This is a genomic window from Rahnella sp. Larv3_ips (genome assembly GCF_003697865.1).
GTDB classification, from domain to species: Bacteria; Pseudomonadota; Gammaproteobacteria; order Enterobacterales; family Enterobacteriaceae; genus Rahnella; species Rahnella rivi.
The window spans coordinates 256146-280162 of sequence record NZ_MJIB01000004.1; the positions used below are offsets into that span (position 1 = coordinate 256146).

The following is a 24017-nucleotide window of genomic DNA, read 5'->3' on the forward strand; positions in this document are numbered from 1 at the left end:
ACAACATGACTTCAACTTTCCAAAATCAGTGAAGTTGTGGCAAGTCGGCAAGCCAACGCAGCGACAGCTTCAGAAATAAAGGAAATTTACCACCAGGCTTCAACCTGAACCCCAAAGTTCCAGGTATCGGATTTCGTGTGATCTTCAAAAGTATCGCCGTGCTCGGAATCATTCAGATACGAGGCAAACACACGCAGTTCCGGGCGCGACATAAATTCAGGACCGGCTGCCAGACCCATCGCCAGGGTGTATTTCTGGCCACCTTGTTTATAGTTCGAGCCGTTCTTGTAATCATCTTTCTGATAGAACGTACCCACTTCACCAATGGTACGCACGTAATCCGTCCACTGGTACTGCGCACGGCCCACCAGAGAAACCAGTTCAGTGGTGTCGGTGTACGCGGTGATGTTGTCGGCGTGGCCGTAGGTCAGCACGTGGTTGAGGCTGAATTTACTGGTGATCGGGAACAGCCCGGTGATGATGCCGCGATAACCGGTGGCGTCATTGGTGTAATTCCACATGTCATACCAGCCGCCGCCCTGGGAAATCATGTTCTGCGCCAGGCCTTTGTCTGCGTACTGTAAAACCAGTTTGTTATAGCCGCCCCACATATCCTGGCTGATTTCGCCGGTCAGCATCACGCCGTTATCCGCGTCATACAGGCCACCGTACTCTTTCTGATCGTGCGTCAGGTTTGGCATGGCGTAGTCGGCACCGATCTCCATCCACGCGCCGCTCCACGGTTTGATCCCGGCGTAGCGCACGTCAATGTAGTTGATGTTGACGTCGTTATCGCCGTCAACGCGGTAATCCACGTCATTGGCATCGCCACGGATCCAGGCCACCGACAGCGCGCCTTCGCCCAGCTTCAGGTTTTCCACCCCGGCACCGGCACCGGAAATGTTCCAGTATTTGGTGTCGATGATGTGTAAATCATGGCGCTGGTAGTAACGCTTACCGCCCCAGATCACCGCATCTTTATCCCACGGCACCAGCCCTTTAATTTGCAAATTCAGCTGACGCAGCCCGAATTGCGCGTCGTCATTGAGGGTGCTTTCATCATCATTTGAGCCGTCGGACACCATGCTGACCATCGAATCGACATAAAAACTGACATCGTCTTTTTTGTAGACTTCACTGCCCAGTTCCACTTCTCCGTAAGTATCGTTTTCGTTGCCCAGACGACCGACTTTGTTTTTCTGGAATTGCTCTAAGCTGCCACTGCCGGAAACACCCAGCCCGGAGCGCAGATAACCATGAAAATCAATATCATTTGCCACTGCAGGGCCTGCCGTGAGGGCGAGGGAAACCGCCACAGCCAGAGTGCGTAAGTTGTGTTTCATTATTTTTCCTTATGATTGTATGACGTTCACATTTACGGAATCTATAAGATACCCAGAAACAACAATGATCAATTTTACACATTCTGAATTGTGAGTTAGATCCAGAACTTGTGTGTTATAAATAAACCGTTAGTGATTCAAATCACAAGATTATGCAATGTTAACGTATAACTTATGCAGTGCGGCGCGCCTCAGATTGAACTTTTATCTGAGATCCCGTAGTTTGACCCGAGGATTGTGGAGGTAAGCTACGTTCACAGGTTGCAGGCAGAGAAAAAGAATGAAATCGAAAAGTTCGACACTGGAAGATGTCGCCCGCTACGCCGGTGTCTCTTATCAGACCGTTTCACGGGTGTTAAACAAGTCAGCCAACGTTTCCGAAGCCACCCGCCTGAAGGTAGAACAGGCGATAGACGTGCTGCGCTATGTGCCTAACCGTCTGGCACAGCAACTGGTGGGTAAACAGAGTTTCACGCTGGGGCTGGTGACCACGTCGCTGGCCTTACACGCGCCTTCGCAAATTGCAGCGTCAGTGAAAAAGTATGCTCATCAGGCCGGTTATCAGGTGCTGATCTCGATGATTGATGAAGATGTAAACCAGAGCATTCAGGACTCGATCAACGAACTGAAATCTCAGCGGGTTGATCGCGTCATCATCAACATTCCGCTGGAAAGCGCTGAAGCAGAGCACATCTACGAAAATAACCGCGATATTCTGTGTCTGTTCCTCGACGTCGATCCGGGCAGCCCGGTGTTTAACGTCTGCTTCAATCCCGCCGACGGCTCACGCGCCAGCGTGGAATATCTGCTGGAATTAGGGCATCGCGATTTCGCGCTGCTGGCAGGGCCGGAGGAGTCGGTGTCATCGCGCCTGCGCCTGCAAAGCTGGCAGGACACGCTCAGGGAGAAGGGGCTGGCACCGGTCACGGTGATCCACGGTGACTGGAGCGCCAAAAGCGGCTATTACAATGCGCTGCATATCCTGCGTGAGACGCCGCAGTTTACCGCCATGCTGGTGGGCAACGATCAGATGGCGCTGGGCGTTATCAGCGCGCTGCATCAGCATAACGTCGCCATTCCCGAACAGGTGTCGATCATCGGTTACGATGATACTTACGACAGCGCGTTTTTCCATCCGGCGCTGACCACGGTGTCGCTGGATCTGGATCTGCAAAGCAAAGAGGCGGTGGAACGCCTGCTGGCGACGAAAAATGACGTCACCGAGTCCACCCTGTTACCGGCGAAGCTGGTGGTGCGTAACTCCACCCGTGCACCGGGAGAGCAGGACAAAGATCTGAACCAGATTGCCGATCAGCTGGATAAACTCGCTTCGCGGTTGCGCGGCCAGTAAGAAACGGTTTAAATCCCCGGACTCTTTGGGAAAGTAAAAGGAAGTGACGCAATGACCTTATGGCAGTGTTATTTGCAGGGCTGGAAAGGCTATGTGAAATTTTCGGGCAGAGCGACCCGAAAGGCGTTTTGGGTTTTCACCCTCGGCAATGTTTTGTTGATGATCCTGCTGGTCATGGGCGTGATTTCGTTCTTTTCCATGTCGGGCGACCCTTATATCGGCGTGCTGTATGCCGGAATGGCCTACAGCCTGTTTGCCTTGGTTCTGGCATTGCCGCTGCTGGCCGTCGGCATCCGCCGCATGCATGACATCAACCGTTCAGGCTGGTGGTTTGGCGGTGTCTATCTGGCGGGCGTCGTCTCGCGGTTGCTGAATATGATCCTGATCCAGTTCGCTTCGCCGGAGACTTACGCCGTGCTGAATGTGGTGCTGGGCATTTTGCTCGGCTGGATCCCGCTGCTGGGGATCATCTACCTCTGCTGCCAGAAGTCGAAAACGCCGGTGGATTTACAAAAGCCTGCGGTTGCCGGATAAGACGTGCTATGAGAGTCAGGAGTTTGCCGGGCGGCAAACTCCGCGGCGCCGATGATGTAAAGGATTTAAAAAATTAATTCATCTAAGTTTAAAACAAGAAACATCACATTTATTAAAGTTCGGGTAACGGTCAACGATAAAGGTCAACAAGAAAAGCGCCATTAAATCCCCCTGACCATTCATGGTCGGAAAAATAAATTCACCATGGTTGGGGTCAAAAAATTTTAAAACGTTTACTCCTGCTCTTATTGCGAACGCATGAAGTCCTGCCTGGCCACCTATGATAATAATATACCCGTTTTGGGAAGACATATTTTGAAGTATATCCGTTCTTATTGATTCTAATAGTTTGTTTGTCATCATGTTGCCCCCTTTTATATAAGAAATTCCTTTATTTCTCAGGACGGTTGTCATGACATCTTTGGAATTAATATTTCCCTGGCATTTATATGTTGACAGGTTTTTTGGCCGGGAGAGAGTAAGCTCCTTCAGTAAATTCTGCACGCCGCGAATCTGAACTTTACCCAGCGGACTCGAAATATAGTTCATAAAATCAGGCCATGTCGTACCAGAAATTAAGTAAGCACTCGACAGTCCAAGGCAAACTCCGGCTCCAAGGCCGTGGTATTGAATATTTCCCTGCGAGTCATAATTATTGTTTGTCCATGCACCTTGACGTTGCATAGGATTAATATTATCCCATTGATTTCCTGAAATATAATCATCCTGCAAGAATTTATTTCTTTTTCCGTTAAGCGTAGTAACAAGATTGTCGATATCTGCTGGCATTTAAACCTTCTTATTTTAATGGGGAGGTATTATAAAAAACGCGACACGGAATATAATTTATTCGCCAGGTGGAAGCAATTTATAAATAAGACTACAAACCTTATTCTAATTTTATTTATAAAATACAGAGGGTTGCCGGATGGCGATGAGTTAAGTTGTTTTGTTTTTTTGTATAAAAAATATGTTATTCACTGTGTTGATATATTAATTTCATATGCATTTGATTAATGCATATGAAATAATTATTTATATAGACCGTTTTCCGCCCGCGTTCAGACTTACCCCCGCCGGATGCCTGAACTGACCTCTTAACGTTGGCCGTTATTCCGTTCTCTTCGATTTCGGGTATTTCCACAGCCAGCGGCCGCTGGCCATGCGCCAGTAGAAGAAAATACCGCGCACGATCCAGTCCAGGAACATGCCAAGCCAGATACCCACCACGCCAAAACCAAGCACGATACCCAGGAAATATCCCACCACAATACGACAACCCCACATGCCCACCATCGAAACATACATGGTGAAACGGGCGTCGCGTGCGCCTTTTAATCCGGCAGGGAGCACCCATGACGCCGCCCAGAAAGGCATAAACGCGGCGTTCAGCCAGATCAGTATTTTGACGACGTCGATGACGTCTTCTTCATTGGTGTAAAAGCGCGCCAGCACGCCGGCGAAGGGCACCGAGATGAACGCCAGAACGCACAGGCCAAATGTCGAGAGCCAGAAGATATGGCGCAGCTGGCGCTCAGACTGTGCGATTTGCCCTTTGCCCAGCCGCGTGCCGACAATAATGGTGGACGCGGAGCCCAGCGCGTTGCCCGGCAGGTTAATCAATGCGGCAATGGAGAAGGCAATAAAGTTACCGGCGATAACGTTAGTGCCCATACCGGCGACGAAAACCTGCGTCAGCAGTTTACCGCCGTTAAACAGCACCGATTCAATGCTGGCCGGAATACCAATGCCCAGCACTTCGCGCAGAATATTGGTATTGAGCGGCAGGAAATAACTTTTAAGAGAGATTTTCAGCGACGGATTAAAGCCGACCATCAGCACCGCAATGACGGCGATGGCACCGATATAGCGCGCTATGGTCAGCCCGAGCCCCGCACCGATAAAGCCCAGTCCATTCCAGCCAAAGCAGCCGTAAATCAGCACGCTGCTGATCACCAGATTGAGAATGTTCATGCCGCCATTGAGCAGCATCGGAATTTTGGTATTCCCGGCACCGCGCAGCGCGCCGGAACCGATCAGCGCAATGGCCGCCGCCGGATAGCTCCAGCTGCTCATTTGCAGATAGGAAAGCGCCATCTCTTTGACTTCCGGTTCGGCGTTCCCGGCGATCATGTCGATGATCACATGCCCGGAAAATTGCAGAAGAATTGCCAGCAGTACGGCAAAAACGGTCATGATCGCCAGCGATTGTCGCGCAGCGGCACGCGCCCGTTCGTGATCGAGCTTACCCAGGCTGAAGGCCACCACCACCGTCGTGCCGAGATCGACCGCGGCAAAAAAGGAAATGATCACCATGTTGAAGCTGTCTGCCAGCCCCACGCCCGCCATGGCTTCCTTGCCAAGCCAGCTGACCAGAAACGTGCTCAGCACGCCCATCAGCAGGACGCAGGCATTCTCGAAGAAGATGGGCACAGCGAGGGGCGTGATTTCACGCCAGAACAGGGTGCGGTAAGAACGCCGTTTCGGATACCAGGGCGTGCGCTCGATGGCTTTGCGCAAAGAGACGATGACGTTTTGCAAGAGAATTCCAGTGTGGCAGAAAGTAGAACAGCGTTTTAAATTATGATGGTAAAAGACTTCGCATTATGCAAAGTCTTTTTTAAGAAGGAGCTGAATTAAAGTGTTAAAAAACAATTATCGGAAAGGAGGCTCGTTAAAGGTACGTAATTTTCGGGAATGCAGATGATCCCCTTCGGCACGCAGCAGATCGATGGCACAGATGCCGATTTGCAAATGCTCTGAAATCGCCCCTTCATAAAACTTGTTTGCCTGACCGGGCAGTTTGATTTCACCGTGCAGCGGTTTATCGGAGACGCACAGTAACGTGCCGTACGGGACGCGGAAGCGGTAACCCTGCGCGGCAATGGTCGCACTTTCCATATCAACGGCCACGGCACGGCTGAGGTTAAAGCGCAGCGCCGAGGCGGCATAACGCAGCTCCCAGTTACGATCGTCCGTCGTGACCACCGTGCCGGTGCGCAGGCGCTGTTTCACTTCCTCGCCGGGCATTCCGCTCATCTTTTTGGTGGCGTCATACAGCGCGCGCTGCACTTCGGCAATGCTCGGGATAGGGATATCCGGCGGTAACACCGCGTCCAGCACGTGATCGTCACGCAGATACGCGTGCGCCAGTACGTAATCACCAATGGACTGCGTTTCACGCAATCCGCCGCAGTGACCAATCATCAGCCAGACGTGCGGGCGCAGCACCGCGAGGTGATCGCAAATCGTTTTGGCATTGGCCGGACCGACGCCGATGTTCACCAGCGTGATCCCTGCGCCGTCGCGGGCGATCAGGTGATAGGCCGGCATCTGGTGTTTTTTCCACGCCAGATCTGACACCGCCTGTTCCGGATAAAGTGTATCGGCAGTGATAAACACGCTGCCCGCGCAGGCCAGCGCTTCATACGGGCTGTCCGGATCGGCAATCTGCGCGCACGCCCAGCTGACAAATTCATCGACATAGCGCGTGTAGTTGGTGAACAACACGTAAGGTTGGAAATGTTCAATCAACGTGCCGGTGTAATGGCGCAGGCGCGCGAGGGAAAAATCAGCCCGCAGCGCGTTGAAATGAGAAAGCGGGAAGGTATCGCCGGGGTAATACAGGCCGTCTGCCGTTTCATCGCCAATTTGCGACAGTTCCGTGGTGGGGAAATGTTTCGCCAGCCCCGCGCTCATTGAGCGGTCGAGCATCAGGTCCGATCCGTCGATCACGTAAGAGTAAGGGATTTCCTGCTGCGACGGCACGACTTCAATCACCGCATTGTACTCTTCCTCCAGCAATGACAGCTGCTCGGTCAGATAATGACGGAAAAGTTCAGGATGGGTGATGGTGGTGGAATAGCGTCCGGGGTGCGAGAAGCGGCCATAGGCGCGGGTCGGATTTTTGGCAGGCGTCACGCCATCCCAGCTGACACGCAGTTCAGGGTAAACAAATAATCCCGCCGCGCGGTCAGCCACGTCCGGCAGCGTGCCCTGAACAATGAAATCTTTAATCGCATCCCGCAGTGCGGCGACCGAGTTGTTGTACATTTCTTCGAGCTTCTCAATCGCCTGTACCGCGGTGAGGGACGTGTTATCCATACGCTTTTCCTTTGTGCTTTGTTCATCATCATTCAGTCTAAATATGGCTTGTCTGAAGAGCGCCGCCAATGTTTTATTAGGCTATGAAAACCGGATGACGCTTTTATGAACGAACAGGGGACAGTGAATGATTCGGGTATGGGGCAGAAAAACGTCGTCTAATGTGCAGGCGCTGATGTGGTGTATCGGGGAATTGGGCCTGCAGTATGAAAGAACTGACATCGGCCATAAATACGGCGGCAATGACACGCCGGAATTTCTGGCGATGAACCCGAATGGCACCGTACCGGTGATCCGCGATGGCGAAGGGGAGGCCCTGTGGGAAACCGGCGCCATACTGCGCTATCTGGTCGGAAAATACGGTGCTGAGACATTCTGGCCGAAGGATGCTGAGCGGCGTGCGCACATTGATAAATGGACCGAATGGGCAAAAATCGGGGTGGCGATGAATTTCACCGCGCCGGTATTCTGGATGGTAGTGAGAACGGCGGCGAAAGATCAGGATCATCAGGCACTGACAAAATCATTGCAGAACCTGAACAAGAAACTGGCGATTGCTGAGGCGCAGATTGCCCGATATGGCTACCTTGCCGGGAGTGAATTCACGCTGGCCGATATTCAGTTTGGACACAGTTTGTATCGCTATTTTGATATCGCCATTGATCGGCCACCTTACCCGGCCATCGAACAATATTATGAAAAACTTAAACAGCGTCCGGCGTTTGCGGAGCATGTGATGGTGTCCTACGAAGAGTTGCGGGTGGTTTAACGCCGCCCCGGACGCAAAAAACCGCTTAACTTTCATTAAGCGGGCTTTTTTAATGGCTTTCTTTTCAGTCCGGCTGAGGTGTTTTCATCACTATCGCTGTCAGGGCCGAGAGTAAACAGCCCGCCATCAGATAAATGGCGACGGAATGCCATTCACCGCCGGAGAAATTCAGCAATGCGGCGGCAATAAACGGCGTAAATCCGCCACCCACCACGCTGGCGACCTGATAACCCACCCCGGCACCACTGTAGCGGTAACCTGCGCCGAACATTTCCGTGAACATCGGTTGCTGCACGCACACCACCATATCGTGGGCGATATTAGCCAGCAGCAGTGAGAAAATCACCACGCCGACAAGGGAACGTGCTTCCAGCGCCATAAAGAACGGGAACGCACTCAGGGCACCGACGAATGCGCCGGTAATGTAGATGCGGCGACGTCCGAAGCGATCTGCCAGCCAGGCAAACAGCGGGATCGTCAGGCAGCTTATCCCGCCGACCAGCAATCCGATATTGAGAAACAGCTCACGCGACATCCCCAGGTTATGCGTCGAATAGTTCAGTGCGAACGCGGTGACAATGTACATCGTCAGCAATTCGCACAGGCGCAGAAGGATGATTTTCAAAAATGCGCCGGGGTGGCGGTTCAGTGCTTCGAAGACCGGCAGGCCTTTTTTCGCCTCTTTGGGCTGCGCCTCCTGAGCACGTTCGAACTCGACCGACTCTTCCATGCCGTTGCGGACCCACAGCGCGCCCAGCACCAGCACAACGCTGAACAGAAACGGCAAACGCCAGCCCCAGCTGAGGAACTGGGCATCGGTGGTCAGGTGGCTTATCAGCGACACCAGACCGGTAGCCAGCAGCAGACCGACGCCGTATCCCATCTGGATGCCGCTGCTGTAGAACGCCTTTTTGCCCGAAGGTGCACTTTCAACGGCCAGCAGCGCAGCGCCACCCCATTCGCCGCCGACCGCAAAACCCTGAATGGCGCGCAGGGTGACCAGCAGAGCCGGGGCCCACCAGCCAATGGTTGCGAAAGAGGGGAGGATACCGATGCATGCAGTGGCGATGCCCATGATCCAGACGGTCATCATCAGCATCCGCTTGCGACCTAAACGATCGCCAAAATGGCCAAAGACAATGCCGCCGAGCGGCCGGAAGAGGAAGCCTACGCCGAAGGTGGCAAACGCCGCGAGCGTGCCCATTGCCGGGTCAATTTGCGGAAAAAATTCACTGTTAAACACCAGCGCGGCGGTGATGCCGTAGAGTAAAAAATCAAACCAGTCGACGACTGCGCCGACGAAGCTCCCCCAGGCAGCCCGGCGGGCACGGCGATATGAAGGTATTTCCTCATCGGGGCGGGGGGCAGTGAGCATGGCGTCCATAATTGTCCTGTCTGTTCCTCAGATTTCTAAACTTTTTCGTTATTAAAATAGGCAAAAGGTTATTGAGTTATCAAAAAGCTTAACAAAAACCGCTACTGAGACTACAGCGTCAACCGCCAGGTTAAAACGCTTTTGCAAAATGAAAGGGGAGTTTTATGCAGAAAAGGGGCAAAGCAGGCAAGGACATCAAAAACACCAAAGCAAAACGCCCGCTTAAGTTTCCTTAAGCGGGCGTTTCTAATTTGGCTCCTCTGACTGGACTCGAACCAGTGACATACGGATTAACAGTCCGCCGTTCTACCGACTGAACTACAGAGGAATCGTTGGAACGGGGCGAATAATAGCGACTGCCCCTGTGCATGTCAAAGGGGAAACTGCATAAATGTGTGCGTTTGCTGATACTTTGGTCAAGTTGTTGAGAATAGAGTCAAAAAGGCCGGTTTGAGGGGTTGGGGCTGCAATCATAGAGCGTCTGATGCCCCTAAAAGCCGCCAGTTATTCATCCTGCTAATTGATAAGGCTGAACCATAAGAATGCATTATGTTGGTGCGCTCCCGATGAAATTATTGCGCGATCACACTGCATTTTTTTCTGCGCAGCCGTTTATTGTGCGGGCCATCCGACCGTTTTCTCTTATGTTCCGGGGGATTGGCGGGGATGCGCCCGTTTTTTCATCTGCCCGCCGGAGATTGGCGCAGTTCTTGCTTTTATCAGAGCTGCTTATAAATACGCTGTTCGTGCATTACGTCAGTTCAGGGTACCCCTTACCGCGCAAGATGGAGGCAGAGATGAATCTCAGGCGTTTAAAGTACTTCGTGAAAATCGTCGATATCGGCAGCCTGACGCAGGCCGCTGAGGTTCTGCATATCGCTCAACCGGCGCTGAGCCAGCAGCTGGCGACGCTGGAAGGTGAATTGCAGCAACAATTGCTGATTCGCACCAAGCGCGGCGTCACGCCCACGGAAGCCGGTCACATTCTTTATTCCCATGCGCAGGCCATTTTGCGTCAATGCGAGCAGGCGCAGTGCGCCGTAAGCAGCGCCGGGCAATCGCTCAGCGGGCAGGTGTCGGTCGGCCTTGCGCCGGGCACGGCGGCTTCACAGCTGGCGCTGCCGCTGTTGCAGGCAGTGCGCGAGCAGCACCCCGGCATTCTGCTGTATCTCAATGAAAACTTTGGCACGGCGCTGGGTGAATGGGTGCTGGATGGCCGCATGGACATGGCAGTGCTTTACGGCGCCCGCCCGGAAGCCGGGCTGTGCAGTCAGCCGCTGATGAGGGAAGATCTGTATCTGGTGGGCACGCATGCTGTACCGAATCCGGGAAAATACGTTGAGCTGAGCGAAGTGGCCAGGCTGAATCTGTTTATGCCGCGTGCTTATAACGTCATGCGCCGTCTGGTGGACGATGCCATGTCTTTGCGTCGCCTGAGCGCTAACATCATTGGTGAAATTGAATCTTCCGCCACGCTGACCGCCGCAGTAGCCAGCGGGCTGGGTGCGACGATCCTGCCGGAGTCCGCCGCCCGTGCCATGATCGGCCCGGCGAAAGCCTGGATGTCATGCATAAGCAGCCCGGCCATTCAGGTGCCGCTTTCACTGTGTATCTCAGAAACGCGGGCTCTGTCGGCGGAGGCGATGGCGGTGAAGAAAATCCTGCTGGGACTGGTTGCGGAGCAGAGCACGCCAGTTCCTGAACCGATGCTGGTGGCAAGCTGAACCATGAAAAAATGGGCGATCGTCGATCGCCCATTTGATTTTCCCCGGTCAGGAGTGACCATTAAAACAAGGTTTACTTACAGGCTTTAATTTCCTTCCATTGTGACCATTCGCCAGTGAACTCCGGGTTACCAGGTTCATTGTTCTGTGTCCAATAGTTAGCCAGATACTCCTTGCCTTTCCACACAACGCTTTCGCCTCCGTAGTAGATTTTTTGTGCGTCCCAGTTGTTCGCGCAGGTTTTACCCGTGCCGGAATCCGGCAATGGTTGCACCTGCGGCGTCACCGTCAGCGTATAAGAAGCCACATCGCTTTTCTTGCCGTCCGAAACGGTCAGTGTGAAGGTGTACTGTTTTTTCACCGTCACCGTCGGCGCAACAAAACTGATGCTGTCACGGTCGGTACCCTCCAGCGTGTTACCGTTTGGCAGCAGCCAGGAGTAAGACAGTTTGTCACCGTTCGCATCGCTGGAAGCGGCTGCGTTAAGTGTCACATTCGCCTGACTTTCCACATCACCAATCGGCCCGCTCAGTTTTGCCACTGGTGCCACGTTAGTGTCCGCCGGGGCAGGGGTTGGATCCGGGGTTGGTGTTGGCGCTGGCGTCGGATCCGGCGCTGGCGTGACCGGCTCGACCTTGCCGGAGTCATCAACAATCGACACATTAAAGAAGTGCTGAACGCAGCGTTTGTAGTCGCCTTCTTTAAACGCAGAGAATGGCGTCTGATAGCCGACTAACTGACAGGAATACGTCGCGCCTGTCGGGGTACTCGGATCCCATCCCCAGTCCTGCTCCCAGTACTGTGGCAGTGCGCCTGAGCCACCTTCATCGAACTGTTTCATGTTTTTACAGCCGAGCACTTCATTGGCAGGCACCGGCACTTTCAGGTATTCCGCTTCACTTTTGTAGTAGGAGATACGGTTTTCACCCTGAGCAATTTCGGTCGGACCGCCGCACTCCACGCCGCCGTTAATGATCTGGATGGTCACGCCGAACCCCGGTACCAGGCCGTTTTCTTTATCATGGGCGTTAGGCTGCCAGGTTCCGTCGATCACGTGCAGCATGCTGGGTTTCGGTGCCTGCGGTGTGACGAAGAAGAACACGGCGCTGGCGAGGTTCAGCCAGGTGTCCGCGACCAGTTCCGGTTTATCGAGCAGCGTTCTGACCGTGCCAAACATCGCGTCTGAGAACGGACCGTAGTTGTAGTTATAGGAAAGTTGTTTTGCCCCGCGACCAAAATAGCTGACGAAGTCCCCCTGCGCGTCTTTACCGCAAGGCCAGGTTTGCCCCTGCCAGACGTCCGGATTACATTCGCCGTTATAGCCGCCTTTCTGGCCTTCGGCCCAGCCCATTTCACGCAGCCACACCAGCCCCTGTCGCCATTCCGCCTCAGGGCGCCAGTTTTCATGTCCGCCGGTTTCCTGCGCGAAGTGCGCAAACATCGTTGCCAGGCCTTTACGGCAAATCGCGTCGGAATCACGGCCGTCAGTGTAAGTCCCGCAAACTGCCGGGAATTTACCTATCGCTTTAATGAAGTTTTCATAACTGTATTCCGGCGCGCGGAGCGGGAAAATATAATCCCATTGCTCTTTGCTGAGGATTTTCTCAACGCGTTTTACGTTATCCGGGTTTGCCGCACGGCCCGGCGCAATTTTTTCAACGGAATCATTATCCAGCGTGCGGATGGAAGCTTTCACTTCCTGCATCAGCGGGTTTTGTGTTAATGAATTTTCTTTTTTGATCAGATCACTTTCTTTAATAACGTACGGTTCTGAAGGGGCAGGGGTTTCCTCCGCCAGCGCGGCAGAACTTGCAGCCAGCAAACAGGATGCGGTAATAAGATTTAAATAAAAGTGAGGCTTTAATCTATGCATAGTGAATACCCTTCATTCGTTGCAATAAGTACAAGAATAAAAACTCTGAGGAGTTTGTGTTTTCAATGTCAGTCTCAGACCAACATTGAAAGGGTAATCTTCACCGGGTTACTTCACTATTAAAATAAGAACATTGTCCATCATTAATTACGTGTGATTTTGCGTTGTGCCGTTGAGATAATCATTTATTTTCAGGAGCAGGTTTCAACGGCCTTGAGTGAAGAAATGATATTATTGACACCCCGGACTTTGGTCGTTCTGGTGACAAAGTTTGCATATGTTTTTAAAGTTTCATGATGAATGTCATCCGGTAATGTAAATGTCACTAATTTGCTGTGACGTTTTTCAATAAAATACTCTGCCACTTTTCTGGGAAAGATGGCGATCATATCACTGCGCTCAACGGCAGCAATAATGCCATTCATAGACGATGAGTTATAAATGACTTTGCGCATATTGGTTTTTTCATTCTGGATATGACGATTATTAACCGACACCAGTTTCATGGTCTGGCCTTCGCTGTGACAATACACGGCATGGGGTAACGTGTAATAGTGTGAAAGCGTAAAGGCGGGTTGTGACGCCAGTAAACTGCCGGAACTGCATACCACCACGAAATCATCCACGGAATCAATTTCAACAGAGGTGATGCTGTGGTGGTGAAGGGCAAAATTACTTAGCACGATGTCATTGCCAGATTGCAGCAGATTTCTCACACATTCATCATGGTTAAATATGGTGGAGTTAGTGAAGGCGAGAAGGGTTTCCTGTAAATCATCTTGCTGATGTAAACGTTGAAAGTAAAAACTTTCGATTAAGTCAGAACACATGACTTTAACTGAAGAGACGGTTTTTTCCTGATTTTTAGCTTTATGAACGACGTCATCAATTATACACATGGCATGTGAAAAAGATTCATGAATGTCCAGGGCTATTTGTGTTGGTTTCATGCCCTGAGCGGTTCTGATAAAAAGTTCGACGGCTAAGAAACGTTGTAATTTATTAATGGAAAGACTGACCGCAGAAACGGAGAGTTCAAGTTTTTCAGCTGCGCGCGAAAGGCTACCAGAGACTATCACTTCATTCATGATCTTGATCAGATTATAATCAAACTCATTTATTTTATCGTAAATCATTACTTTTCTCCGTCATCAAGATATGGAGCCTGCATCATTCACATTGTGATGCTACAAATAAAGTAAAAAAATCTCAAAATATCATGATATTTGTATGCATTAATGAGTGGTTTGAATTAATTCCTAATAGCTAAACGATGTTGTGCATCACAAGTGAAGTTATTGCAGCTCATTTATTTGTATAAGAAACACTTATGTTTAAAGCGTTATCAGGCGCACCCGGTTTCTCATCCAGCCGTAAATGAAAGATTCATTACTGGCCTTACTTTCGGCTAAATCAAGATACCGTTGTCCCTGGCTGCAATTGAGCGAAGTGACCAGAACAGCGTCTCCTTCCTGCCCGCGCAGTCTCAGGAACCCGGCCAGCGCATTCAGCGTGGCAGGCCCAATTTTTCCGTCAACGGTGATATCGGGATAAACCTGGCCTTGCTGATTATATGCATTGAGCCAGCGCTGTAGCCACTTAATACCCACGGAGGGCCCCATATTTGTCCCGGTATCACACAGCTCCAACGCCAGAGCCGGCGACAAGGCGTGGATTTTGTCAAACCCTGGCTGATACCAGTAGTTTTTCTCCAGAATGATATATGCCTGTTCACGGGTAAATGCTTTCATATCGCCGGTATAGCCATAATCACGTGCGGTCTTTTCGGTGATGCCCCAATGTGTCGCGCCGCCCGGATCGTCGGGATGGTTGATATAAGCCCCTTCATTTTCCAGCACGGCATCAATAATAGGATTGCTTGGCATAGTGGAACCCTCTGTGAGTAAAGAGATCTCAGATAACTAAGGTAAGATATACACCTACTCCGATTAACAGCACTAATACAATCAGACTCAGTAAAATAGGGTTATATGATATTTTTGTTTTGGGTTTTTTTTCCTGAATTATATCGATTGTTATTGAAGTGTTCACCCGAATGCCTGATTTAGGTACGGTGATAAACAATTCATCCAACCCTAACGTTTTAAGATCGCGGCGAATTAAATAGAGTGTTTGGGTAAGGCTGGCGTCGCTGGTAAAGGTACTTCTGGCACCCCATAAAGCATAAGATATCGCTGACTTCTCTATCACTTCGTCTTTAGCGTGTTCAATGATAAAACTGAGGCATCGGGCTCGCATCGTGGTCAGTTTAATATTCATTCCATTATTCAGCGTCTTTAACTCTTTCGTTCCTTCGTTGAAAACGTACAGCCCATTAATAAGATAAACGCTCATCTTTCAACACTCTCCAGTCCGGTGGTAGAAAATTGCTGACATTCATTTTTTGATAGGATTTATCGTATCTTCTTTTTTAAAATTCACCACATTCAATCAGAATATTGTGATTAATTTTAGATAAGTTGTGATCTGTTATAAAAGTTGATGGGTTTTTTGAGTGAAATTAAAAAGTCTTTTGAGTTTAACTTGAAATAGAAAATATAAAAATTGAATGATTGACGTTGAATTATAGGATTTTATTTATATCATCGGTGGCACATTAAACCCGTATTGTGACTCATTGCTTAAACCGGCAGGTTGATGTTTTTGATTGCAAAACCCCGGCAGCTCATTACTTGTCCAGTTTCCTGCACTATCAGATAAAAAATTGATGCTCATTTCCTGAACATCATCGTTGTCAAAAATATTTATGCTGAATGATGATTTGAGAGAAAACGTCCTCTCACTAATTATAGCTTCAACAGCAAGATGCTGTTAGACCCTTAACTTCTATTCAGGAAACTATTATGGCTACCAGTAAATTGATTAAAACAGATTCTCTGACTGACAAATCTTATAAAGCGGACGGTTTTGACGCGTCGAAAGACACGGTGAAATATAGCTATACCTCTGCCCGCGTGGCTAAACCGGTGTACAACAAGTATGACACCACCAATAAACCTAAAGTCTTCGGTTACTACACTGACTGGTCGCAGTATGACAGCCGTCAGACCGACGGAGATGACACCCCGGCTAACCGCGGTCGCGGCTATGATTTAGCCAACGTCAGCCCGACGGCGTATGACAAAATCATTCTTGGCTTCCTGGGCATCGTCGGCGACAGCACCGGCGAAAAAGCGGAAGTTATCGCCCGCGCAGCAAGCAATCTGAACAAATCCACTAACGAACCCACCTTCCTCGACCCATGGGGCGACTTCCAGACCAGCAACAACGTTGGCCTGAAAGAGTCCGGCTGGGAAGAAATGGACGTGAACTCCGCCACTCAGGCGACAGTAAAAGGTATCGTCGGCGGCCTGCGTGATCTGCAAGCCAAAGCCAAAACCCAGGGGCATGACCTGGCACTGTCGATGAGTATCGGCGGCTGGACCATGAGCAGCGGTTTCCACAACATGTCGCAAACGTCTGCGGGGCGCAGCACCTTTGCAAAAGGCGTGGCAAAACTGTTTACCCGCTTCCCGATGTTCTCTGAAGTGGATATCGACTGGGAATATCCGGGCAACGCCGGTAACAACAATGCCTACAGCGATTCTGATGGTGCGAACTATGCATTGCTGCTGGCTGAAATCACCAAAGAGCTGAAAGCCATTAAACGCAGTGACGTCAAAATCAGTATCGCCAGTTCTGCGGTGGTAGCGATTTTGGAAAAATCAGATGTCGCCACTCTGCTGAAAAACGGTCTGTACAGCATCAACGTGATGACGTACGACTTCTACGGTACGCCGTGGGCAGAGAAACTCGATCACCACACCAACCTGCACGCGCTGGTAGAAGGCGGCTGGGGCGTGGATACCATCGTTGATTACCTGCTGGCGAAAGGCTTCCCGGCTGACCGCATTAACGTAGGTTATGCGGGGTACTCACGTAACGGCCAGAATGCGGTTCTGGAAAGCTACTCACCGCTTAAAGGCACCTACTCACCGACACCCAATGCTGAAACTACCGGCACATTCGAAAGCGGTTGCAGCGAATGGTATGACCTGATCAATAACTATATTGATCTGGAAAACCAGAAAGGCCGTAACGGTTTCAGCGTGTACACCGACCAGGTTGCAGACGCTGATTACCTCTACAACAAAGACACCAAACTGTTCGTCTCCCTTGATACTCCGCGCAGCGTCAGGGCTAAAGGTCAGTATGTAGCGAAAAAAGGGCTCGGCGCACTGTTTACCTGGACTATCGATCAGGACAACGGCGTGCTGGTTAACGCCGCGCGTGAAGGTCTGGGTTGCACCGTGACTAATCAGGTTGTCGATATGGCACCGTTCTACTTCGACGGTATCAATGTCGCCGGCGAAGTGCCTGATGATGATAAACCTGCTACCAATACCACACCGGTTGCGGATATCCAGTTGCAGGTGATCAGCGGTTCAAAAGTGCGTCTGAGCGGTGCTGCCTCGAGCGATGCCGATAACGAAGCGCTGACCTACAAGTGGAGCGTTCCGGCGGGCATTTCGCCAAACAGCACCACCACGTCAACCATTACCTTTATCGCACCAACCGTGGTCAGCCGTGCAGAGTTCCAGTTCTCCCTGACGGTCACTGACACCCATGCGGCCACTTCCGTTGCCAAAAACTACACGCTGGTGGTCTTTGGTGAAGAAGTGATCGACCCGACGCCAACGCCTGAACCGACGCCAGAACCGACCCCGGAGCCGACGCCGGAACCTACCCCAGAACCGACGCCTGAGCCTACGCCAGAACCGACTCCGGAACCGACACCAACGCCGACACCGGCAGGTAAATACGACGAGTGGGAATCCGGCAAGGTGTACAACACCGGCGATAAAGTCAGCCATAAAGGAAAAGATTACGTGGCTAACTACTGGACTCAGGCAAACGAGCCAGGTCTGGCAGAGTTCACCGGTGAATGGTCACAGTGGAAGTTACTCTGATTACACCACGCAGATGTCATGAGGTTCTGACCTCATGCTAATGAAAGCGCAAAGCGGGACACTTACGGGTGTCCCGCTTTTTTTTGCTGCAACGGTGGGTTGTGCAGCTTGCCGAACCCGCGTCAGACACACAGGTTCAGCCGGCTGTATCAGAGACAGCGCAGGGTGTTTGGCGTACTGAAGGAGAGTGACAGGTTGAGACAGTAAAAGCAGAACGAAGAGGGCGTACAGCGCGGGAAGAGGGCAAAAAAAATCCCCCGCAGACGTGGGTCTGTCGGGGGAAAGGATTAACCTTGTTGTTTCGGCGCGGGGGTCATGGTGTCAATGAACGCCGAAATTTTCTTACCGAGCAGGGTGATAATCGGCCCGGCAAACACGCCGCCCAGCCCGGCGATGACCAGTAGCTTGTCATCGTTGGCATCGTGCGACAAAACGAAAATACTCAATATCATGCCGCTGAAACAGGAGACGATAACCTGCAAAAGACAGGCCTTAAGTTCATCCATGAAGGCCTTCTTCTGTCTCAGCATGATGTAGCGAACGACGCCACCCCACGCTGACATTCCCATAACGGCTAAAACAATACTGTGCTCTATGGTGACGATATCTCTGGCATGTGCTGCGCCAATCATGATGCTTTCCTCTAAGGTAAGAATAAAACCGGTTAACTTGTGTATGGTTAAATTATCACCAGAAGACGCGGGGCAAAAATCACATAGCCACACATTTTTGCGTGACGGTTTTTAGCCGCGCAATCGCGAAAAGTGAGAAGACGAAAGGGGAGCAGGCCGCAACCGGGCGAGGTTTTTTCTTAACCAGAAAGGCTTAGGCCGCACAGTGAGTTTTTTATCCCACACACCGGCCGGCAATTTAAAAAAATAATAGCGTTTGAATTTCAGAAAGATAACGCGCGTGATAATTTTGTTCGCACACTAAGCATATCAGCCCGTCATCCGTGACGGGCTGCGCAAGGTTTTAGTTCACGGCACAGAAACGCTGCGCCTCAGCACGGACATTTCCCCATCTTACCGCCTTCGCTGGGGAATCTTGCCTCAAGACAGCGGCGGTGAAACTCCCGCTCGGACATCGGCTCGTTATCCGGGTGTCGCACCTTCATATGCTGCACATAATTCTGGTAATCCTGCACGCCGACCATCAGCCGGAAACTCTGCGCAGTGCGCCGGATAGCCAGCTTCAGCCAGCCGGAAACGTTGTGCGGCTTCGGCTCGACGATAAACAGCGGCTGACAGCTGATGATGCGAAAAGACGCCGGTCGCGGTGTTTTAAACAATGCGCGTGACTCAGACATGGCGCACCTCGCCAACCGGGCGGCCTTCACGGCGCAGCACCACGGCTGTTTCATGTACCGTCGGCGTGGCGGATTTCAGTGCGCGGCGGATAACAAAGAACGACGACACAAGCATCGTCACCGCCACCAGCATAAAGAAGCCACACAGCACGGCGTTGATCTGATTATTCAGCACGATGGTATGCATATCAGCCAGCGTTTTGGCCGGTTTGATGATTTCACCACTGTCGATCCCGGCAGAGAATTTCTTCGCCTGCGCCAGGAATCCAATCGACGGTTTTTCGTGGAAAATCTTCTGCCAGCCTGCGGTCATTGAGGTGATGAACAGCCAGATGGTCGGCAAAATAGTCACCCAGGCATAACGCTGTTTTTTCATTTTGAACAGCACTACGGTGCCGAGGATCAGCGCCATCGAGGCCAGCATCTGATTGCCGATACCGAACAGCGGCCACAGAGTATTGATGCCCCCTAACGGATCGACCACGCCCTGATACACGAAGAAACCCCAGCCCGCGACCGCGACGGTAGTACCGGCGAACGTGCCGATCCACGAACGGTTATTGGCTAAAGAAGGGACGGCAACGCCCACCAGATCCTGCACCATAAAACGGCAGGCGCGGGTACCGGCATCCACGGCGGTCAGGATGAACAAGGCTTCGAACAGGATCGCGAAGTGATACCAGAAGGCCATCATCGCGCGGCTGTTAAACACCTCAGTAATGATGTGCGCCATGCCGACGGCGAAGGTCGGTGCGCCACCGGCGCGGGACAGGATTGACTGCTCGCCGACGTCTTTGGCAATTTGCGTCAGAATGTCCGGCGTGATGACAAAGCCCCAGCCGTTAATCACCTGCGAGGCACTTTCCACCGTGGTGCCAATCAGCGCCGCCGGTGAGTTCATCGCAAAATAGACGCCAGGGTCGATCACCGACGCACAAATCAGCGCCATGATCGCCACAAACGATTCCATCAGCATCGCGCCGTAGCCGATAAAGCGGATGTGACTTTCGCGCTCCACCAGTTTCGGCGTCGTGCCGCTGGAAACCAGCGCGTGGAAACCTGAAATCGACCCGCAGGCGATGGTGATAAACAGGAACGGGAACAGGCTGCCGGAGAATACCGGGCCGCTGCCGTCAATAAAACGCGATACGGCGGGCATTTTCATTTCCGGCATGGCGAAGACGATACCGACTGCCAGCCCGGCAATCACCCCGATTTTCAGAAACGTTGAGAGGTAATCGCGCGGTGCCAGCAGCAGCCAGACCGGCAATACCGAGGCAATAAAACCATAAATCACCAGCACCCAGGTCAGCGTGGTGCCGTGCAGGGTAAAGAACGGCCCCCAGTACGGGTCCGCCGCCACGTTGCCGCCGTAAACAATCGCGAGCATCATCAGCACAAAGCCAATCACCGACACTTCAGCGATTTTTCCCGGACGCAGAAAGCGCATATAGATGCCCATAAACAGGGCAATCGGAATGGTCGCGGCAATAGTGAACAGCCCCCACGGACTGTCGGCCAGCGCTTTGACCACCACCAGCGCCAGCGCCGACAGAATAATGATCATCACGCCGAGCGCCCCGAGCATGGTGATGACGCCTGCGAAATTACCCAGCTCCTGCTTCGCCATTTCCCCGAGAGAACGGCCATCGCGGCGGGTAGAGATAAACAGGATCAGGAAATCCTGCACCGCACCGGCCAGCATGACGCCGACTAAAATCCAGATGGTGCCCGGCAAAAAGCCCATTTGCGCAGCGAGGATCGGGCCGACCAGCGGGCCTGCTCCGGCAATCGCCGCAAAGTGGTGGCCGAACAGCACCCATTTATTGGTCGGCACATAATCCAGCCCGTCGTTGTGACGCTCGGCGGGGGTCATGCGTTTATCATCGAGTTCAAATACTTTTTCGGCGATAAACAGACTGTAAAAACGGTAGGCAATGCTGTAACAGGCAATGGCGGCAACCACCAGCCAGAGCGCGTTGACGTGTTCGCCACGACTTAACGCCAGCATGCAAAAAGCAAAGGCTCCGATGAACGCCACCACCAGCCAGGTTATCCCGGACTTGACGCTTTTCATGATTACAACTCCTTGTGAGTGGTCCTTTATCGTGCTGGCCACTTTTTTTGTGAGAGTGTGAGGTAGGGAGGTAAGGGTCGGCGCGCCAGCGGCACGTTGCGACTATGTTAAATTACTGGTCAAAAATAATGTTTTTGAACAGAAAAGTTTGAAGTTAAAAGCGGAAGTGTGATGCGGTTTACGCTTTGCGCAGAGAGTACTGGTCGGATGACAATAAAGTTGTGGCGGGGCAGGAAAAAACCAAAAAAAACCGGCCACGAAGGCCGGTCTATTTCTGTCAGGTCGGGGATTATTCTGCAGCAGCAGGTTTTTCCTGGCCTGGTTTGTGGTCACGCATCTGTTCCATTTTGGCAGAGCGTTTCTGGTAGTTCTCGTTGAACTGTTTTTTCTGCTCAGGTGTCAGCAGGTTATACATTTTGTTCTCTGCACGGGCACGGTCGAGCATACGGTCAGACTGTGCTTTGGTGATGGTATCAATCTGCGATTTCACCTTAGCTTCGTCGAAGCTGTCGGTCGCCACCAGGCTGTGCATCTGATCCATCTGCGCTTTCATAGCGGCACGGTCAGGGCGTGCGCCGCTGTCTTTCATGATGTCTTTCATCTGAGTTTTTTGCTGCTCAGTCAGGTTCAGGCCGGCAAACGGGTTCATGTGTTGCGGGCCTTTATGATGCAGCATTTTGCCGTGAGCAGCATCAGGTGCAGGAGGTGCAGTCGTCTCAGCAGCAAACGCGAAAGAAGCAGAGCTCAGAGCCAGGGTTGAAGCCACAATCATTGCGGTAAGTTTACGCATAATAAAATTCCTTATTGAAGATTCAGGCACGTTGCCCGTTTTGTTTCGACGAAAGCAAGTCTACTGAATCCAATGAATAGTAATGCGAGGTAGATGTAAAATTCTGAAAGTCGGAGAGACACATTTCGCGCAATCATGGAGAAAATGTTTAGAAAGCGTAAGGTTAGGCGAACAGACGTGAATGGTGGTTCGGATAAATCCGAGTCATGCGAAGGATTCAAACATTAACATGATGAATGATTTGCCGCTATAGCCCGCGTGTAAAGAATGTTTGAAGTTTACTCACGGTTTACTTGGCGATGAACAGGCGAAAACAGGCATAATAGTTTTCATTTCGTTAACACCGCCTGTAACAGTGATCCGCATTATGACTGAATCCCGCTATGCCCAACTGGCGCGCACGCTGCGCAAACAAATTGACACCCAGGTCTGGCTGCCCGGCGATCGCCTGCCTTCATTGCGCGATACCTGCAAGCAGTCTGGCCTGAGCCTGATGACAGTCCTGCAGGCTTACCAGCTGCTGGAAAGTCAGGGAGTGATCGTCGCGCGGCCTCAGTCCGGTTACTACGTGGCTGCCGGATTGCAGCGTCCGGTGCGGCATCAGCCGGACGAGCGTCTGCATGCCGCCGAGCAGGTGGACGTCAACGATGCCATTTTTGATATTCTCAAAGCCGGACAAGATCCTGGCGTGGTGCCGCTTGGCTCGGCGTTCCCGGATCCGACGTTATTTCCCCAGCCGCGTCTGGCGCGATCGCTTGCCAGCGCCGTGCGCCGGATGTCCCCTCACAGCGCCACTGCCAACCTGCCGCCGGGTAACGAAGAGCTGCGCCGCAGCATTGCCCAGCGTTATGCGCAAAACGGTATCGAAGTCGCGCCGGATGAAATCGTCATTACGTCTGGCGCGATGGAGTCACTCGGGCTGAGTTTGCAGATGGTGACCGAGCCGGGAGACTGGGTGGCGATTGAGTCTCCGGCTTTTTATGGCGTGTTGCAGGCCATTGAGCGGCGCAAACTCAAAGCGGTCGCCATTCCGACTGACGTGCGATACGGCATGGATCCCGATGCATTGGAAAAAGCGCTGGAAACCTACCCGATCAAAGCCTGCTGGCTGATGTCCAGCTATCAGAATCCGCTCGGCTGTACCTTGCCGCCGGAAAACAAGGCCCGGCTGGTGGATATTTTGCAGGCGCACCAGGTCGCCATTATTGAAGATGACGTTTACAGCGAACTCTATTTCGGCAGTGAACGCGCGGTGCCGCTGAAGGCCTCGTCCTACCGCAGCGAGATCCTGCATTGTTCGTCATTTTCTAAATGTCTGGCACCGGGTTTTCGCGTCGGCTGGGTGGCGGCGGGGGCATACGCGGAGCGCATCCAGCGGTTACAGCTGATGAGCACTTTATCGGCCAGCGTGCCGGTGCAGCTGGCGCTGGCCGATTACTTACAGCAGGGAGGATATGACACCCATCTGCGCCGCCTTCGCCGCGTACTCGAGCAGCGGCAAATGGCGATGTATCACGCCATTCTCGCCGAATTTCCCGCACAGGTTTCTGTCAGCCAGCCAAAGGGCGGCTATTTTTTATGGCTGGATCTGGGGGGAAACGTCGATGCGGCGCGGGTCTATCAGCTGGCGCTGGCGAAAGGCGTCAGTGTGGCGCCCGGCAGCATGTTTTCCGCCGATCAGCGTTTCAGCCACTGCATCCGCATCAACACGTCTTTCGAATGGGCCCCGCACACCGCGCGCGCCATCTCGATTCTGGCGGCGCTGGTGGCGGAGGAAATTAAACAGTGAAAAGCGCGT

The 24017-nt window shown here is 52.1% G+C and carries 19 protein-coding genes and 1 tRNA gene; 6 read left to right on the plus strand and 14 right to left on the minus strand.

Going from position 1 to position 24017, the window contains the following annotated elements; genetic code table 11:
- Positions 1–86: 86 nt before the first annotated feature.
- Entirely contained in the window at positions 87–1343 is a 1257-nt protein-coding gene (locus ED901_RS03600) for a maltoporin (protein WP_056769407.1), read from the minus strand.
- Positions 1344–1623: 280 nt separating this feature from the next.
- Here ED901_RS03600 and ED901_RS03605 point away from each other — a divergent pair, with 280 nt between their 5' ends.
- The gene (locus ED901_RS03605; RefSeq protein ID WP_056769409.1) at positions 1624–2694 is read left to right on the plus strand and encodes a LacI family DNA-binding transcriptional regulator; all 1071 of its coding nucleotides are present in this window, start codon (positions 1624–1626) and stop codon (positions 2692–2694) included.
- A 51-nt stretch (positions 2695–2745) separates the two neighbouring features.
- Entirely contained in the window at positions 2746–3228 is a 483-nt protein-coding gene (locus ED901_RS03610; protein ID WP_122094843.1) for a DUF805 domain-containing protein, read from the plus strand.
- A 78-nt stretch (positions 3229–3306) separates the two neighbouring features.
- Here ED901_RS03610 and ED901_RS03615 read toward each other — a convergent pair whose 3' ends face one another.
- The 3 genes from ED901_RS03615 to ED901_RS03625 all read right to left on the minus strand — a co-directional run bounded on the left by ED901_RS03615 (position 3307) and on the right by ED901_RS03625 (position 7368).
- Entirely contained in the window at positions 3307–4017 is a 711-nt protein-coding gene (locus ED901_RS03615; protein WP_122094845.1) for a YopT-type cysteine protease domain-containing protein, read from the minus strand.
- 321 nt (positions 4018–4338) lie between these two features.
- Entirely contained in the window at positions 4339–5769 is a 1431-nt protein-coding gene (locus tag ED901_RS03620; protein WP_056769414.1) for an EmmdR/YeeO family multidrug/toxin efflux MATE transporter, read from the minus strand.
- A 114-nt stretch (positions 5770–5883) separates the two neighbouring features.
- Positions 5884–7368, minus strand: a complete 1485-nt coding sequence (locus ED901_RS03625; RefSeq protein ID WP_256370263.1) for an AMP nucleosidase — start codon at positions 7366–7368, stop codon at positions 5884–5886.
- A 91-nt stretch (positions 7369–7459) separates the two neighbouring features.
- On the opposite strand from ED901_RS03625, the gene ED901_RS03630 reads away from it, so the two are divergent.
- A complete protein-coding gene (locus ED901_RS03630) occupies positions 7460–8101 on the plus strand; it encodes a glutathione S-transferase family protein (protein ID WP_122094848.1) in 642 nt (213 codons plus the stop codon).
- Positions 8102–8165: 64 nt separating this feature from the next.
- Here ED901_RS03630 and shiA read toward each other — a convergent pair whose 3' ends face one another.
- Positions 8166–9485, minus strand: a complete 1320-nt coding sequence (gene shiA / locus ED901_RS03635; protein ID WP_122094850.1) for a shikimate transporter — start codon at positions 9483–9485, stop codon at positions 8166–8168.
- A 243-nt stretch (positions 9486–9728) separates the two neighbouring features.
- Positions 9729–9804, minus strand: a tRNA-Asn gene (locus ED901_RS03640).
- A 469-nt stretch (positions 9805–10273) separates the two neighbouring features.
- On the opposite strand from ED901_RS03640, the gene nac reads away from it, so the two are divergent.
- Complete coding sequence (nac, locus tag ED901_RS03645; RefSeq protein ID WP_056771836.1) at positions 10274–11200, plus strand: nitrogen assimilation transcriptional regulator NAC; 927 nt, start codon at positions 10274–10276, stop codon at positions 11198–11200.
- Positions 11201–11273: 73 nt separating this feature from the next.
- On the opposite strand, the gene ED901_RS03650 is transcribed toward nac, so the two are convergent.
- The 4 genes from ED901_RS03650 to ED901_RS03665 form a co-directional block, all read right to left on the minus strand.
- Positions 11274–13073 (minus strand): chitinase, encoded by a 1800-nt coding sequence (locus ED901_RS03650; RefSeq protein ID WP_122094852.1) that lies wholly within the window; start codon positions 13071–13073, stop codon positions 11274–11276.
- Positions 13074–13264: 191 nt separating this feature from the next.
- The gene (locus ED901_RS03655; protein ID WP_122094854.1) at positions 13265–14209 is read right to left on the minus strand and encodes a LysR family transcriptional regulator; all 945 of its coding nucleotides are present in this window, start codon (positions 14207–14209) and stop codon (positions 13265–13267) included.
- Between the two features lie 198 nt (positions 14210–14407).
- Positions 14408–14959, minus strand: a complete 552-nt coding sequence (locus tag ED901_RS03660; protein ID WP_056769422.1) for a glycoside hydrolase family 108 protein — start codon at positions 14957–14959, stop codon at positions 14408–14410.
- Positions 14960–14987: 28 nt separating this feature from the next.
- Positions 14988–15428 carry a hypothetical protein gene (locus ED901_RS03665; RefSeq protein ID WP_056769424.1) on the minus strand — a complete coding sequence of 147 codons (441 nt, stop codon included), beginning with the start codon at positions 15426–15428 and terminating at the stop codon, positions 14988–14990.
- A 509-nt stretch (positions 15429–15937) separates the two neighbouring features.
- Between ED901_RS03665 and ED901_RS03670 the strand changes: the two genes are divergently transcribed.
- Positions 15938–18043 carry a glycosyl hydrolase family 18 protein gene (locus ED901_RS03670; RefSeq protein ID WP_122094856.1) on the plus strand — a complete coding sequence of 702 codons (2106 nt, stop codon included), beginning with the start codon at positions 15938–15940 and terminating at the stop codon, positions 18041–18043.
- 287 nt (positions 18044–18330) lie between these two features.
- Here ED901_RS03670 and ED901_RS03675 read toward each other — a convergent pair whose 3' ends face one another.
- The 4 genes from ED901_RS03675 to spy all read right to left on the minus strand — a co-directional run bounded on the left by ED901_RS03675 (position 18331) and on the right by spy (position 22219).
- Positions 18331–18675, minus strand: a complete 345-nt coding sequence (locus ED901_RS03675; protein WP_122094858.1) for a phage holin family protein — start codon at positions 18673–18675, stop codon at positions 18331–18333.
- Positions 18676–19046: 371 nt separating this feature from the next.
- Complete coding sequence (locus ED901_RS03680; RefSeq protein ID WP_056769431.1) at positions 19047–19352, minus strand: YbdD/YjiX family protein; 306 nt, start codon at positions 19350–19352, stop codon at positions 19047–19049.
- Positions 19345–21429, minus strand: a complete 2085-nt coding sequence (locus ED901_RS03685; protein WP_056769432.1) for a carbon starvation CstA family protein — start codon at positions 21427–21429, stop codon at positions 19345–19347. Before ED901_RS03685 ends, ED901_RS03680 begins: the two co-directional genes overlap by 8 nt.
- A gap of 289 nt (positions 21430–21718) precedes the next feature.
- Positions 21719–22219: an ATP-independent periplasmic protein-refolding chaperone Spy gene (gene spy, locus ED901_RS03690; RefSeq protein WP_122094860.1), complete on the minus strand. Its 501-nt coding sequence runs from the start codon at positions 22217–22219 to the stop codon at positions 21719–21721.
- A gap of 367 nt (positions 22220–22586) precedes the next feature.
- Here spy and ED901_RS03695 point away from each other — a divergent pair, with 367 nt between their 5' ends.
- The gene (locus ED901_RS03695) at positions 22587–24008 is read left to right on the plus strand and encodes a PLP-dependent aminotransferase family protein (RefSeq protein ID WP_122095608.1); all 1422 of its coding nucleotides are present in this window, start codon (positions 22587–22589) and stop codon (positions 24006–24008) included.
- Positions 24009–24017: the final 9 nt, after the last annotated feature.